This is a genomic window from Ruegeria sp. CDSC051, from assembly GCF_059610665.1.
In genome coordinates this window covers 179,283-193,382 of the sequence record NZ_JBXWOC010000001.1, presented here as the reverse complement: position 1 = coordinate 193,382, position 14,100 = coordinate 179,283, and the positions used below count along the sequence as shown (strand labels likewise).

The 14,100-nt window shown below is 56.2% G+C and carries 10 protein-coding genes; 4 read left to right on the top strand and 6 right to left on the bottom strand.

Translation table 11 applies throughout. The features are described from left to right. Positions 1 to 11: 11 nt before the first annotated feature. Positions 12 to 299 carry a preprotein translocase subunit YajC gene (gene yajC / locus AC2FH0_RS00920; RefSeq protein WP_142633080.1) on the bottom strand — a complete coding sequence of 96 codons (288 nt, stop codon included), beginning with the start codon at positions 297 to 299 and terminating at the stop codon, positions 12 to 14. A 202-nt stretch (positions 300 to 501) separates the two neighbouring features. Here yajC and AC2FH0_RS00915 point away from each other — a divergent pair, with 202 nt between their 5' ends. Together AC2FH0_RS00915 and serS are read left to right on the top strand one after the other, a co-directional pair. After that, positions 502 to 2,163, top strand: a complete 1,662-nt coding sequence (locus AC2FH0_RS00915; protein ID WP_496692363.1) for a mechanosensitive ion channel family protein — start codon at positions 502 to 504, stop codon at positions 2,161 to 2,163. A 72-nt stretch (positions 2,164 to 2,235) separates the two neighbouring features. Next, the gene (gene serS, locus AC2FH0_RS00910; protein ID WP_496692364.1) at positions 2,236 to 3,528 is read left to right on the top strand and encodes a serine--tRNA ligase; all 1,293 of its coding nucleotides are present in this window, start codon (positions 2,236 to 2,238) and stop codon (positions 3,526 to 3,528) included. Positions 3,529 to 3,585: 57 nt separating this feature from the next. Here the strand turns inward: serS and AC2FH0_RS00905 are convergent, their stop codons facing one another. The 5 genes from AC2FH0_RS00905 to AC2FH0_RS00885 all read right to left on the bottom strand — a co-directional run bounded on the left by AC2FH0_RS00905 (position 3,586) and on the right by AC2FH0_RS00885 (position 8,861). Beyond that, positions 3,586 to 4,125, bottom strand: a complete 540-nt coding sequence (locus AC2FH0_RS00905) for a helix-hairpin-helix domain-containing protein (RefSeq protein WP_496708576.1) — start codon at positions 4,123 to 4,125, stop codon at positions 3,586 to 3,588. 39 nt (positions 4,126 to 4,164) lie between these two features. Further along, positions 4,165 to 5,151, bottom strand: a complete 987-nt coding sequence (locus tag AC2FH0_RS00900; RefSeq protein ID WP_496788311.1) for a fatty acid desaturase — start codon at positions 5,149 to 5,151, stop codon at positions 4,165 to 4,167. Positions 5,152 to 5,316: 165 nt separating this feature from the next. After that, the gene (der, locus tag AC2FH0_RS00895; protein WP_142633070.1) at positions 5,317 to 6,780 is read right to left on the bottom strand and encodes a ribosome biogenesis GTPase Der; all 1,464 of its coding nucleotides are present in this window, start codon (positions 6,778 to 6,780) and stop codon (positions 5,317 to 5,319) included. Between the two features lie 48 nt (positions 6,781 to 6,828). Continuing rightward, positions 6,829 to 8,151: a PQQ-like beta-propeller repeat protein gene (locus AC2FH0_RS00890; RefSeq protein WP_496788310.1), complete on the bottom strand. Its 1,323-nt coding sequence runs from the start codon at positions 8,149 to 8,151 to the stop codon at positions 6,829 to 6,831. A 38-nt stretch (positions 8,152 to 8,189) separates the two neighbouring features. Further along, on the bottom strand, positions 8,190 to 8,861 hold the full coding sequence (locus tag AC2FH0_RS00885; protein WP_142633066.1) for a hypothetical protein: 672 nt from the start codon (positions 8,859 to 8,861) through the stop codon (positions 8,190 to 8,192). A 225-nt stretch (positions 8,862 to 9,086) separates the two neighbouring features. Between AC2FH0_RS00885 and AC2FH0_RS00880 the strand changes: the two genes are divergently transcribed. Next, a complete protein-coding gene (locus AC2FH0_RS00880; protein WP_271947728.1) occupies positions 9,087 to 10,319 on the top strand; it encodes an efflux RND transporter periplasmic adaptor subunit in 1,233 nt (410 codons plus the stop codon). Further along, complete coding sequence (locus AC2FH0_RS00875) at positions 10,316 to 14,095, top strand: efflux RND transporter permease subunit (RefSeq protein WP_496788308.1); 3,780 nt, start codon at positions 10,316 to 10,318, stop codon at positions 14,093 to 14,095. The genes AC2FH0_RS00880 and AC2FH0_RS00875 overlap by 4 nt, the downstream gene beginning before the upstream one ends. The last annotated feature ends 5 nt before the right edge of the window (positions 14,096 to 14,100 follow it).

Here is a 14,100-nt window from a genome sequence, read left to right as displayed (position 1 = left end):
ATATCGCGAAGTTACTTCGCCGGCTCAGTCTTGTTCAGAACCTGCGAAATGGTCGATTTAACCACGCGGACTTTGACTCCCTCGGCGATTTCGACTTCGATCTCGTTGTCGCCTTCTTTGACCTTGGCCACTTTACCAATCAGCCCACCCTGGGTAACGACCTGATCGCCCCGGCGCACGGCCTCGACCATGGCTTGATGTTCCTTCATTTTCTTCTGCTGTGGACGGATCAGCAGGAAATACATGATCGCAAAAATCAGGATCAGCGGGAGAAACTGGGCGATTGCGCCACCTTCCATGGGATATTCCTTTTGGTTTGGTACTGCGAAAATGCTCCGCAAATTTTGCGAGAACCTATTCTCTGAACCACCTGTTTGCAAGGAATGGCAGCACAGGTTTTTACAATGATTGTCTCATAATGATCAAAGAAATACACCGGGGTCGCAGATCGGTCCTTTGATCCGGGCTCGGCTGGGATATAGTTGGCCGGCAGGAGGACCGATGATTCAATTAATCCAAACGCTTGGCACGCTTTCGCGCATCTGGTTCACGCTTGTCTGGATTATGTTCAGCACAGCGATGGCGCTAGCACAGGATGCGCCAATCGAAACGCCTGAAACCTCTGAACAATCAGAGAATTTCAAAGCGCCGGTCATCATCGACGGCGAAAGCCTGTTTTTCCTGCGCGGATCCAGCGCCCTGCCCGCGCCCGAACGGGCCGAGACCGTTCAGAACAACATTATTCAAGTGGCCCTGTCCTCGGAAAATCCCGAAGTTACTATCACTTATGAGGATACGGAACTGGGCACGCGTATTCTGGTTGATGGCGTGCCGGTATCGACGGTCACCGTCGCCGATGCCGAAATGGACCAGATGGAGCTGGACGTCATCACTTATCTCCATGGCTCGGCCATCCATGATGCGATTGTCGCTTACCGCGCAAACCGAACCGAACAGGCGCGTGTATCCGGCGCGCTTGAGGCTTTGGGCTGGACGCTGGGGTTTGCCGTATTCATCGCCTTTATTCTGTGGCTGCACCGGCGCATCAGACGGCGTACGCTGAAATTCGTATCGCGCCATCTGAAGGACGTGGAAACGGCAACAGCCAAAAGCGTTCAAGCCGAAGCCATTGCAGCCCTCGTCAGTTACGGTCTGAACTTCATATTGCTGGTCGTCTTCTTTCTGGGCTTTTACTACTACCTGTCTTTTGTTCTGCTTTCCTTTGCCGAAACCCGGTATTTCGCTCAGCTGTTGCTGACCTATCTGACCGAACCGGTTCTGCTGATCTTCAAAGGAGTGGTCAGCTATATCCCCAACCTTATCATGCTGGCGCTGATCGCCTGGTTGGCGATGTATATCATCAAAGGGATGCGCGTGTTCTTTGACGCGGTCGAGGCCGGCACATTCGAACTGGGCGATTTTGAAAGCCATTGGGTAAACCCGACATTCAACATTGCCCGCGTTTTGGTCATCCTGATCGCATTGGTGTTTGCAGTACCCTATATCCCAGGCTCGGATTCCGCAGCGTTTCAGGGGCTGACTATTCTGGTGGGTGCGATGCTATCGCTTGGCGCGAATTCGGTGGTCTCCAACATGCTGGCTGGGCTGTTTGTGATCTACCGCCGCTCAACCTCGATCGGCGATCGCATCCAGATCGGCGACCACATCGGCGACGTTGTACGGATCAAGCTGATGGAGACCCACCTGAAGTCGATCAAGAACGAGTTGATCTCGATCCCAAATGCGCAGTTGATGAATTCGGATGTGATCAACTTTTCAAAGAAAACAGATGGTAGCGGGCTGTTGCTGCATACGACTGTTGGTATCGGCTATGAGGAGCCTACGGAGAAGGTCGAAGCGATGCTGATCGAAGCCGCGCGCCGGACAAAGGCAATCAAGGCAAAGCCAGAACCATTCGTTTTGTGGACCGCTCTGGCCGACTATGCGATCAATTATCAGATCAACGGCTATACTACGCGGGGCAGCATCATCCCGAAAATTCGGTCAGACCTGCATCGCAATATTGTGGCTGTGTTCAATGAGAACAATGTGCAGATTATGACCCCGTCTTACATCGCCGATCCACCCGAGCCGAAAATCCCCACTGAAGGCTGGGATGGCCATCTGGCACATGAAGCACACGAGGGAACGGATAAGTCTTAACCGGTGCTACACCCTGCCTTTCATATGGTGCATAAGCAGGTTCAGTGATTCACGCATTTAAGGACCTGAACCATGCACGACATCCGCGCCATACGCGAAAACCCAGCCGCTTTCGACGCCGCCCTTGCGCGCCGTGGGGACGCGCCGGTGTCGTCGGACCTGTTGCGCCTGGACGAAAGCCGCCGTGCCAAGATTCTGGCCGCCGAAACCGCTCAGGCCGAGCAGAACAAAGCCTCTAAAGAGGTGGGCGCGGCCAAGGGGCGTGGCGATGAGGTCGAGTTCGAGCGCTTGCGCGCGCTGGTCGCCGAGAAAAAGGCCGAGATTGCCCAGATGCAGACCGAGGCCAAGGATCTGGACGCCCTTCTGACCGATCAACTGATCCGCATCGCCAACCTGCCCGCCGAAGATGTGCCCGAAGGCGCGGATGAAAACGACAATGTCGAAGTCAACCGCTGGGGCACTCCGCCCACACTGGATTTTGCGCCCAAAGAGCATTTTGAGATCGAAGCCGTCCAGACCGGTATGGATTTTGAGACCGCCGCGAAACTGTCCGGCTCGCGTTTTGTGCTGCTGTCCGGTGGCGTAGCCCGCATTCACCGCGCATTGGCACAGTTCATGCTGGACACACATATCAACGAAAACGAACTGACCGAGGTCAACGGCCCGGTTCTGGTTCTGTCCGAAATGATGCAGGGCACCGGGCAACTGCCGAAGTTTGGCGAGGACAGCTATCAGACCCGTGAAGGCTGGTGGCTGATCCCAACCTCCGAAGTGTCGCTGACCAATATCGTCAATGAAACGCTGATCGAAGAAAGCTATCTGCCTCGCCGCTATACCGCGCATTCCCTGTGCTTCCGGTCCGAGGCTGGCAGCGCTGGCAGAGACACCCGTGGGATGCTGCGCCAGCACCAGTTCGAAAAGGTCGAGATGGTCTCGGTCACCCATCCGGACAAATCGGACGACGAACAAAAACGCATGCTGCGCTGTGCCGAGGGTATTCTGGAAAAGCTGGGCATCCCCTATCGCACCGTGATCCTGTGTACGGGCGACATGGGCTTTGGCGCGCGCCGTACCTATGACATCGAGGCGTGGTTGCCCGGACAGGATACCTATCGCGAGATCAGTTCGGTCTCGACTTGTGGTGATTTTCAGGCCCGCCGCATGAACGCGCGGTTCCGCCCCGAAGCGGGTGGCAAACCGGAATACGTCCATACACTGAACGGCTCCGGTCTAGCTGTCGGTCGTTGCCTGATCGCCGTGCTGGAAAATGGTCAGAACGCCGATGGTACCGTGACCTTGCCCAAGGTTCTGGCCCCCTATCTTGGCGGTAAACTGACCTTACAGCGGGACGGCACACTGGCATAAGAAAACCGGCGCTAACCAACTGCGCCGGTCCTGAGAAAATCAAAAGGCGGAGGAGGTCTACTTCTTCGCCTTTTTCTTATCTTTTTTCTTACTCTTCTTCTTGCCGACTTTCTCTTTGGCGTCCTGTTTCTTTTGATCTTTTTTCTTGTCGTCCTTTTTGGACTTTTTATCCTTTTTGGCTTTGGCTTTCACCTTGTCCTTTGCCTTTGAGAATGCGGCCTCCATTTCCAGCAGTTTTTTGGCAGCTTTCTCAGCCTTGGCTTTTGCCTTGGCCTTTTTTCGCGCTTTGGCTTCAGCAGCGGCTTTCTCTTCAGCAGCCTTCTGGGCGGATTCCTCAGCCCGCTTGCGGGCGGCAGCAATAACGCCCTTACGAGCAGCTGGGCGCTTGGTTGCCGCGCGCGCAGTCGTGGTTTTGGCTGAAACAGCTGCTTTCGCCGCCGCTATAAGAACCGGTGCCCGTGCCACACCAATGCGGGGAACTTTGACGAGCTCTGCGGGTTTCGCGCTCGCAAGGTCTTCTGCGGTCTTGAAGCCATTGGCAATCAACGCTTGCCCAAGCGCCTCGCCTACACCCTTTACATCGGTCACTGCGGTCATCAGAGTTCCTTTCCTTCTCACATCGGGCCGGAATACCGGCTAGCTGCTACGGGCCAGCCCCCGGGATTGATCTTTGGGCGGGAAAGGCACAAGCCGTTTAGTGTCCTCATCCCACAGTTTCAGATTCAAAGCCGCTACCGCCTCGGGGAATTTGATCCGACGCGGCGTATACTCGGACGGCAGGTTATAGTGGCATTCCCGCAGCCGGTAAGACGGGATGCGCGCGTTGAAGTGGTGTATGTCGTGCAATGTGATGCAGGCCACCGCATTATCAAACCACCAGCCGAAATCCAGCGCCGACGACCCCTGCAGCGCAGCCAATTTCGGATCCAGATCTGGGCGACGGTCCCAGTATGTGTCTTCGAAATTATGCTGAAGATAGACTAGGAAAACTCCCAACATCCCGCCAAGGAAGGAAAAGGCCACCCAAACCAAAATACCGGTCGCACCGGCGATCAGATACAGCAGGCCCAGGAAAATCAGGATCGACAGGTTGTGCAGCAGCACGCCTTTGACGCCGAACCGCATCGTATTCTTGGGCCAGCGGTAGCGAATGAAATAAGTAAACAGTGCTCCGACCGGTACCAGCACAAACGGGTTGCGGTATAGGCGATAATACAGCCGCGACCACCAGTTCGCCGCATTCCATTCCCTCACGGTCATGGTATGAATTTCGCCGGTCTCACGATGTTCCAGATTGCCGATGCCGGAATGATGCAGGTTGTGGTTTTGCTTCATCACTTCGAATGGAGCGAAAGTGAACGGGGAAAGCCCATGCCCTGCCCATTCATTCTGTGCACGCGTTTCAAATAGCGAATGATGCCCGCAATCGTGCTGCAGCACGTAAAGGCGAACAGCGGAAAACGCGAAAACCACCCCGGCAGGCATCATGACGTACCAGCGGTCCACATAGATGATGGCTAATGCCAACGATGAGAAATAGACCGCGAAAGTCCCAAAGTAGCTGATCGCGGCCAATCCATTGTCCTGAACCGCGTATTGACGTGTGTATTCTCTCAAATCCATTCCGTCGGCTCCCCACAATGGCCCGTTGCAATGTGATTCTAAAAATGGGTGCGGTCTTCCCGCAAACAAGCAACACGCTTGGAAACAAAAGCGCGCCAGCGAATGCTAGCGCGCCATCAAAGAGCTGTCACGCCCCGAGATGAAAAATGCAACAGATTGGCGCAGTTACGCGCGTCCCTTCAAATGTTTGGCCAAGGCACCTGCGTTTTTCTTACGCCGTCCCTTATAAGGGTTCTTGTCTCCCTGTCCGCGCAAGGTCAGTCGGATGGGGGTCCCGGGCATATCGAAACTCTCACGCAGGCCGTTGACCAGATAACGGTTATAGCTTTCAGGCATCTTGTCGGGGTGCGAACACATAACCACGAATCCAGGGGGGCGGGTTTTGGCCTGAGTCATATACCGCAGCTTGATCCGGCGACCCTGCGGCGCTGGCGGCGGGTGCTGTTCCAGCATTGCGATCAACCAACGGTTCAAAGCAGCAGTCGGCACACGGCGGTTCCAGATATCATGGGCGCGTAGAATAGCAGCTCGCAGGCGCTCAAGCCCCCGCCCTGTTTTGGCCGAAACCGTGACCAGTGGCGCGCCGCGCAACTGCGGCAGAAGACGTTCGAAAGATTCTTTCAGATCTCGCAGTTTTTCCTGCTTGTCCTCTTCGATATCCCATTTGTTAATGGCGACAACGACGGCTCGGCCCTCGCGTTCGGCCAGATCCGCGATGCGCAGATCCTGCTGTTCAAACGGAATCGCCGCATCCAGCAACACCACCACAACCTCGGCAAATTTTACTGCACGCAAACCATCCGATACAGAAAGCTTCTCAAGTTTTTCCTGTACCTTGGCTTTTTTGCGCATCCCCGCCGTATCGAAGATCCGCATCGGCGTGCTTTCACCCTCGGGGTCGGCCCAGTCGATCCGCAGGCTGATTGCATCGCGTGTGATCCCGGCCTCGGGTCCGGTCAACAAGCGATCTTCGCCAACGATCTTGTTGATCAGGGTGGATTTTCCGGCATTCGGGCGACCAACAACGGCAACTTGCAACGGCTTGGCGTCGGTGATCAACGGGGTTACGGCTTCGCCGTCTTCATCAAGCTCGATATCAGTTACGGGCGCTTCTTCGATCGCTTTTTCCGCAGCAGCATCCGCCAGAGGCATCAGATGTGCGTAAAGATCGGTCATCCCCTCGCCATGTTCACCCGACAGGCGGACCGGCTCGCCCAGACCCAGATTATAAGCTTCGAGCACACCGGCATCAGCCGCCGAACCTTCGGCTTTGTTGGCCGCAAGGATCACGTGTTTCGATCGTTTGCGCAGAATCTCGGCAAACATCTCATCTGTGGGCGTCAACCCCACACGCGCGTCGATCATGAACAGGCACACATCAGCCATGTCCACGGCGCGCTCGGTCAGGCGTCGCATCCGGCCTTCAAGGCTGTCGTCTGTCGCATCCTCAAGACCCGCCGTATCAATAACGGTAAAGCGCAGATCGCCCAGACGCGCTTCGCCTTCGCGCAAATCGCGCGTAACACCGGGCTGGTCGTCGACCAATGCCAGTCGTTTGCCGACGAGGCGGTTGAACAAAGTGGATTTGCCCACATTGGGGCGCCCCACGATAGCGAGGGTCAGGGACATGTTACTCAACTTTCAAGACTCAGACGCGCCCTTTAGCGCATCTTGTCGTCAACGGAAAGCGTGCAGTTCACCTTTGGTCGAAACGACGTACAAGGTTTGCCCGGCAACAACTGGCGCCGTAGTGGCACCGCCGGGAACCTCGACGCGGTGAACCAGCGTGCCGTCGAGCGGGTTATAGAACCTTAGATAACCATCGTTCGATGCAACAACGATACGCCCACCAGCCATGATCGGCCCGTAATGCGCATAGATTGCGCCACGCCGACCAGGCTTGTCCTTGACGAATCCAGGCAAGTCCTGCGCCCACACAATCGAGCCATCCGAGGCATCCAGACGCACCAACTGACTGCGATCACTAATCAGGAAGATGCTGTTTCCAGCCGGCCAAACCGTATCAACGGCGCCTTCATCCGCGGTCCATCTCCGCTCACCCGAAGTGGAATCGAATGCCACGGTGCGGCCTGAATGGTTGCCGATATAGATGGTATCGCCGACCACCATCGGGCCGCCTGTTACGTCAACGATCTGCGCTGCGGCGCGCCCTCGACGCCCACCAGCAACCGACGCGTTCCAGCGGCGAATACCACCTCTGCGGAACGTTGCAGCTATATCGCCCGAGCCAAATGCAAACACCGAGAAATCCGAGGCAATCACCGGCGCAGGCGCGCCCAACACATTGCCAACGCTTGGGGTGCCCTGAACCTGCCAGAGGATGCGCCCATCTTTTGTATCAATCGTCCATCCGATTTCATCTCCGGCGACAAGATACAGCAGGCCATCATTGATCAGAGGTGAGCCGCTGCCCGTAGCATTCAGGCGCTTTTGCCAACGAATGGCACCGGTTTTGCCATCCAGAGCGGTCAGGCGACCAAAACCAGAAGACACATAAAGAACGCCATTGGCATAGGCCAATCCACCGCCAGTTGCATCTGAATCCCCGTCGGTGCCAGGGATTAGATCTGTACTCCAGGCAACCTGCCCCTGCGGTGAGACCGCTGAAACGGTCGCTCCGGAATCCAGCGTGTAGACCAAACCACCTGCAACGACCGGTTCGGCCGTGATGCGCTGCTTGCGCGAATCTCCATCACCGATCGACGTTGACCACAGTTTCTGCGGCGTATTGCGCAAAGAGGCATTTGTCGTCCGATACGCAGCGGTTCCCGGGCTTTGTGACCAGTTGGCATTGGCCGTCTGGGCAGGAAGGCTGATTGGCTTTGCCCCCTGGGTCTCAACCGTTTCATTGTCGGATGTGGGTCGGATGTCCTCACGAGCTCCGGGCAGGATGACCTCGGGCTCCTGACAAGCCGCCAGCAATGTCAGGTAAACAACCGCGACCGGCAACCCAATACGGGGGAAGAGACTAATCACCATGATACTCCGAACTTGCCTGTCATTTATTTTCTACCGGTTCAGCTTTGCCGTGCGACCAGCGGTTCCGGTTCACCACCCAGCGCAACAATCAACTGTGTTGCACGTTGCTGCAGATCTACGCCGATTTCAGCGTCCTGCCGCATTGCCTGCAAACGGGAAATGGCGGCATCGACTTGACCTTCGGACACTTCGATCAGTGCCAGTTGCTCCTCTGCCAGCAACCGCAATGGGGCTCCCGGCACGGCCAGCGCTTCGAATTGCTGACGCCGGTCTGCTACCGGCATTGTCTCGCTTTGCAGCAGCAAAGCCTTGAAGGTCGCGATGGCCCGGTAAATTTCAGGCAGATCACCCTGAACCGCAATGGCGTTCAGACTCTCAACAGCGCCCTGCCCCGACTCGATTTCGGTCTGCGAGGCAGAAAGCAGCATCTTTACAATCGCATCTCCACCGGGTGTTGGTGCAGGTACCAAGGCAAGATCATCGGCACGATCGGCGGACTCATTCTGTGCCATAGCGGCCAGAATCGCATCTCCCAGATCCTGTGCCTGACTGGTTGCGCGCGCCTTGCGCAGTTCGTTGAACGCGGCACCACCAACGATCAGAACAACCGCCACTACGCCAACCCAACCCCAACGGCGCAAAAGCAAGAACAGACGGTCGCGGCGCACCTCTTCGGTCACCTCATCAATGAAACTGTCGACGTCGCTCATCCCTGCTCCCCGGGCTTGTGTTCTGTGATATTGGGCAATGTCATACCCCGCTGCCATTGCCAAGCCAAGGGTCCGATTTCATACAATTCCCCCACCTGCGGATACCCTTGCAGAAAAAAGTGAACCGAACTATTCAGTTTAGTGTGGAAAAGATGAGGCCCCGCCCCCATTTCTAAGCATGCGCGCCGAGGGACAGTCGGCAAAGAATTCTGGGAGAGACCCTGTATGCGTTTGATTTCATTCGTAAACGCCTTTTTGGTGATTGTTGCCTTATTCTATTTGGTATTCGAAAGGGATGCATTATTAGCATTCGCCGGCCGCGATGATTCAAACCCGGGCACTACGTCCGAGGCAGAATCTTCTGAAATTCCCGCAGAGGATCGGCACGTAATCCGTGTAGTTGCACAGCGCTCTGTCGCCCGCGAAGTAGACAGTGCAGTGACCCTGCGTGGACAAACCAGAGCAAACCGCGAGGTCGAAGTTCTGGCCGAAACGACGTCAACTGTCGTATCAGAACCCAAGCGCAAGGGCAGTTTTGTCGAAGCCGGTGATTTGTTATGTGAGCTGGATCCAGGCACCCGTCCGGCAAGCCTGGCCGAAGCAGCAGCCGCCAAGCTTGAAGCCAAAAGCCGGGTGCCCGAAGCCGAAGCGCGTCTGCTGGAAGCACATGCGCGCGTGGCCGAAGCCGAAATCAACTTGAAAGCCGCACGAAAGCTATCAGAGACCGGTTTTGGGTCGGAAACCCGCAGGATTTCCAGCGAGGCAGAAATGAGTACAGCCCAGGCTGGTATCAAAAGCGCCGAAGCCGGGCTGGAAGCAACACGCGCCGGTATCGAAGCGGCATCAGCCGAAGTCGAGGCCGCCGAACGTGAAATCGAACGCCAGACGATCGAAGCTCCATTCAAGGGTCTTTTAGAAAGTGACACAGCTGAGCTTGGAAGCCTTATGCAACCAGGGTCGCTGTGTGCGACTGTGATCCAGTTGGACCCAATCAAGTTGGTCGGGTTTGTTCCCGAGGCAGATGTGAACCGGATCATCGTAGGGTCCGAGGCTTCGGCCCAGCTGATCTCGGGGCTTCAGGTCTCTGGGCGGGTCACCTTCCTTAGCCGGTCGGCCGATGAGACCACCCGGACCTTTGAGGTCGAGATTACCGTTCCTAACCCCGACCTGACAATTCGGGACGGTCAGACTGCGGACATCCGAATCTCGGCTGAAGGGACCAAGGCACATCTGTTGCCTCAGTCCGCACTGACGCTGAATAACGATGGAAAAGTTGGTGTACGGACCGTTGGAAATGGGAACATTGTGGATTTCCTGCCGGTCACTTTGTTGCGCGACACCTCCGAAGGTGTCTGGGTCGACGGGTTGCCGGAAACGGCGGACATCATCATTGTCGGGCAAGAATTCGTGACTCGCGGCGTGATGGTTGAGCCAACTTATCGGGATGCAGTGCAATGACCGGAATAGTAAGCTGGGCCGCTGGCCGAGCCCGAATGGTTCTGGCATTTATCGCGATTTCCTTGATCGTAGGTGGATACGCCTATGTTGGCCTGCCGAAAGAAGGTGAGCCGGATATCGAAATCCCTGCGCTTTTCGTCTCGGTTCAGTTCCCCGGCATTTCCGCCGAAGACTCGGAAAACCTGCTGGTCAAGCCGATGGAAACCGAGCTGGCTGATCTGGACGGTCTCAAAGAAATGACGTCGACGGCTGCCGAAGGCTATGCCGGTGTCGCGCTGGAATTCGATTTTGGATGGGACAAGACGGCGATCATGGCCGATGTCCGCGACGCCATGAACAGCGCCCAGGCCGATTTTCCTGAAGGGGCTGAGCAATATACCCTGACCGAGATCAACTTTTCTGAATTCCCGATTGTGATTGTCAATCTGACCGGGGCTGTTCCTGAAAGAACAATGGCCCGTGTCGCCAAAGATTTGCAGGATGATCTGGAAGCATTGGATTCCGTGCTTGAGGCTGGGATAGCCGGCAATCGAGACGAATTGCTAGAGGTGATCATCGACCCGCTGCGGCTGGAAGCGTATAACGTTACCGCCGCCGAGCTGATCAATGTTGTTCAGAACAACAACCAGTTGATCGCCGCTGGTGAGGTGGAAACCGATCAAGGCACTTTCTCGGTCAAGATCCCTTCGTCTTTCAAGACCGCCCAGGACGTGTATGACCTACCCGTCAAGGTCAATGGCGACCGCGTCGTGACCATGGGCGAGCTGGCGCAAATCAACTATACTTTCGAAGATCGCGAAGGCACCGCCCGCTTCAACGGCGAGGCCACCGTGGCACTGCAGGTCGTCAAACGCAAAGGCTATAACCTGATCGACACGGTCGACGAGGTCAAAGCCTCTATCGCAGCGGCCCAATCCAAATGGCCAGCCGAGATGCAGGCGGCGATCAAACTGGGCACCTCGAACGACCAGAGCCGGATCGTAGGGTCGATGGTCAGCCAGCTTGAGGGTTCGGTTCTTACCGCTATTGCGCTGGTTATGATTGTCATTCTGGCCTCGCTTGGCACCCGTGCCGCCCTGCTGGTGGGTTTTGCGATTCCAACCTCATTCCTGCTGTGCTTTGCATTCCTTGCGGTGATGGGGGTCAGCATTTCGAACATCGTCATGTTCGGTTTGATTCTTGCGGTCGGAATGCTGGTCGACGGGGCCATCGTGGTGGTTGAATATGCCGACAAGCGGATCAACGAGGGCGTGGGTCCCATGCATGCCTATGTCGAAGCCGCACAACGGATGTTCTGGCCGATCGTATCCTCGACAGCTACCACATTATGCGCCTTCTTGCCTATGCTCTTTTGGCCCGGCGTTCCGGGCGAATTCATGGGGATGCTGCCAGTTACGCTGATATTTGTTCTGTCGGCGTCGTTAATCGTTGCACTGATCTACCTGCCCGTGATGGGCGGCGTTTCCGGCCGCCTGAGCCGCGTGTTTGACCGGTCGTCGAACTGGCTGAGGGCGCGAACAGCCTGGTGGATTCGGGCAGCGATGGTTCCCCCGTCGTTATACCTGATCTTCCTGGGGGCGATGCAGACACTGAACCCGAATTACCTGGTCGATTCAGGCAGTTCGGTTCTTGGTATGATCCTATTCATGCTTGGTGCGTTTGCCGGGTCGGTCACCCTGAGCGCGGCAAAAATCGAACGTGCCCCGGTTGAGCATGTGCAGACCAGCCGCGAACACACACGTTTTGGGCATGTGGTGAAGTTCCTTGTGGGCAACCCGGTCATGCCGCTTGTCTCAATCCTTGTGATTGGCTTCGCCGTGTATCTGGTCATGACGGCCTTTGGGGAAAACAACCGCGGAGTTGAATTCTTCGTTGAAAGCGAACCAGAACAGGCCACGGCCTATGTCCGTGCGCGCGGCAATATCTCTTTGGCCGAAAAGGACCAGATGGTACTCGCCGCAGAAGAGATTATCAGTGCGCACCCGGCTGTTATCAACGTCTTTGCATTCGCTGGTGAAGGTGGTCTGGACACCGGTGGACCCGGTGGCCAATCCCCGGCGGATACCGTTGGTCAGGTTCAGTTCGAAATCATCCCTTGGGAAGACAGACCGAACGTCTCGGAACCGATTTTCGGAGGATTGTTAGACCGGCACACAGTGGCGCCAGACTATGACGGCGATTATGTTCTGGAAGAGTTGAACAGGGAGCTTGCGCAACTACCGGGGATCATCGTTGAGACCTTGCCGCTTGAGCAAGGGCCAGGCTCTTCCAAACCTGTCCATCTGCGGATCAAGGCGGATGGCTGGCAAGAGCTGACATCAGCCACCCTGGCCGCGCGTGAGGTATTCGACGCCACCCCGGGCCTTATCAAGATCGAGGACACGCTGCCCTTGCCCGGCATCGACTGGCAGATTGACGTTGATGTCGCCAAAGCAGGCCGATTTGGCGCAGACGTAGCCACCGTCGGTGCGATGGTACAGCTTGTTACGCGTGGCCTTTTGCTGGGCGAAATGCGCCCGGACAACGTGGATGATGAAATCGAAATCCGTGTTCGCCTGCCTGATCAGGATCGTGTCTTGTCAACACTTGACACGCTCAAGGTCCGCACGGTCGATGGTTTGGTGCCACTGTCCAACTTTGTCTCGCGCAAACCAGTCGCCAAACTGGCCGAAATCAACCGTGTCGATCAGGAACGTTATTTTGACGTGAAGGCGGATGTTGAGCCCGGCCTGAGCAATGTTGTGGTCACAGGCCCGGATGGGGCCGATCAAAGATTGGCAGTGGTGCGTGAACTCGCAGAGGATGAAAGCCCCACAGCTACCGCATTGGCATTTCCCGATGGGACTCAGTTCGAACTGATCATGCTGACCGAGGCAGAAAGCACCGATGATTTGCGCACGCTGATCGAATCCGGTGACGCGCGCACCAGTCTGATTAACCCGAACGAACGGATTGTTGTGTTGACGGAATGGCTGGAAACCGATCCTTTTGGCAGTTCCGTCAGCTGGACATGGACAGGTGATCAGGAGGATCAGGCCGAATCCGGGGCGTTTCTTGTGAATGCCTTTATGGGCGCGTTGGGGCTGATGTTCGTTATTCTGCTCGCGCAGTTCAACTCGTTCTACAATTCGATCTTGGTTCTGCTGGCAGTGGTACTGTCCACAACAGGTGTTCTGATCGGTATGATGGTGATGCAACAGCCCTTCTCGATCATCATGACAGGAACGGGTATTGTGGCTCTGGCGGGGATCGTGGTGAACAACAACATTGTTCTGATCGACACCTATCAGGAATATAGCCAGTACATGCCAAGGATCGAGGCGATCATACGCACCGCCGAGGCACGCATTCGTCCGGTTCTGTTGACCACACTCACCACGATGGCTGGCCTTACCCCGATGATGTTCGGGCTGTCGCTGGACTTTATCAATGGCGGGTATTCGATCAACAGCCCCACAGCGCTGTGGTGGAAACAGCTGGCAACCGCAGTTGTCTTTGGCCTTGGTATCGCGACGGTACTGACGCTGATCGTGACGCCTTCGCTTTTGGCTATGCGCGTCTGGGTGACAACCTATGCCATCTGGTTGGGTAAGATTTTGGCCCGCGCTACAGCAGGAAAATCCAGCCAGGTGGCGCTGGATATGGCCATCGGTAAAGCCGCGATGAATGCTCAGGCAACCGAAATGGTCTGGGATGATGAGCTGCGTACCGACGATCCGAGCGCTGACAGTTCCGGGAAAGAACCGACCGGTTCACCGCTGAAAGCAGCCGAATAAAGAGC

Bases quoted from the DNA above. Each gene is read 5' to 3' on its own strand.
- der (WP_142633070.1), bottom strand. From the start codon at position 6,780: ATGTCCCTGACCCTCGCTATCGTGGGGCGCCCCAATGTGGGCAAATCC.
- AC2FH0_RS00915 (WP_496692363.1), top strand. From the start codon at position 502: ATGATTCAATTAATCCAAACGCTTGGCACGCTTTCGCGCATCTGGTTC.
- AC2FH0_RS00875 (WP_496788308.1), top strand. From the start codon at position 10,316: ATGACCGGAATAGTAAGCTGGGCCGCTGGCCGAGCCCGAATGGTTCTG.
- yajC (WP_142633080.1), bottom strand. From the start codon at position 299: ATGGAAGGTGGCGCAATCGCCCAGTTTCTCCCGCTGATCCTGATTTTT.
- AC2FH0_RS00890 (WP_496788310.1), bottom strand. From the start codon at position 8,151: ATGGTGATTAGTCTCTTCCCCCGTATTGGGTTGCCGGTCGCGGTTGTT.
- AC2FH0_RS00900 (WP_496788311.1), bottom strand. From the start codon at position 5,151: ATGGATTTGAGAGAATACACACGTCAATACGCGGTTCAGGACAATGGA.
- AC2FH0_RS00880 (WP_271947728.1), top strand. From the start codon at position 9,087: ATGCGTTTGATTTCATTCGTAAACGCCTTTTTGGTGATTGTTGCCTTA.
- AC2FH0_RS00885 (WP_142633066.1), bottom strand. From the start codon at position 8,861: ATGAGCGACGTCGACAGTTTCATTGATGAGGTGACCGAAGAGGTGCGC.
- AC2FH0_RS00905 (WP_496708576.1), bottom strand. From the start codon at position 4,125: ATGACCGCAGTGACCGATGTAAAGGGTGTAGGCGAGGCGCTTGGGCAA.
- serS (WP_496692364.1), top strand. From the start codon at position 2,236: ATGCACGACATCCGCGCCATACGCGAAAACCCAGCCGCTTTCGACGCC.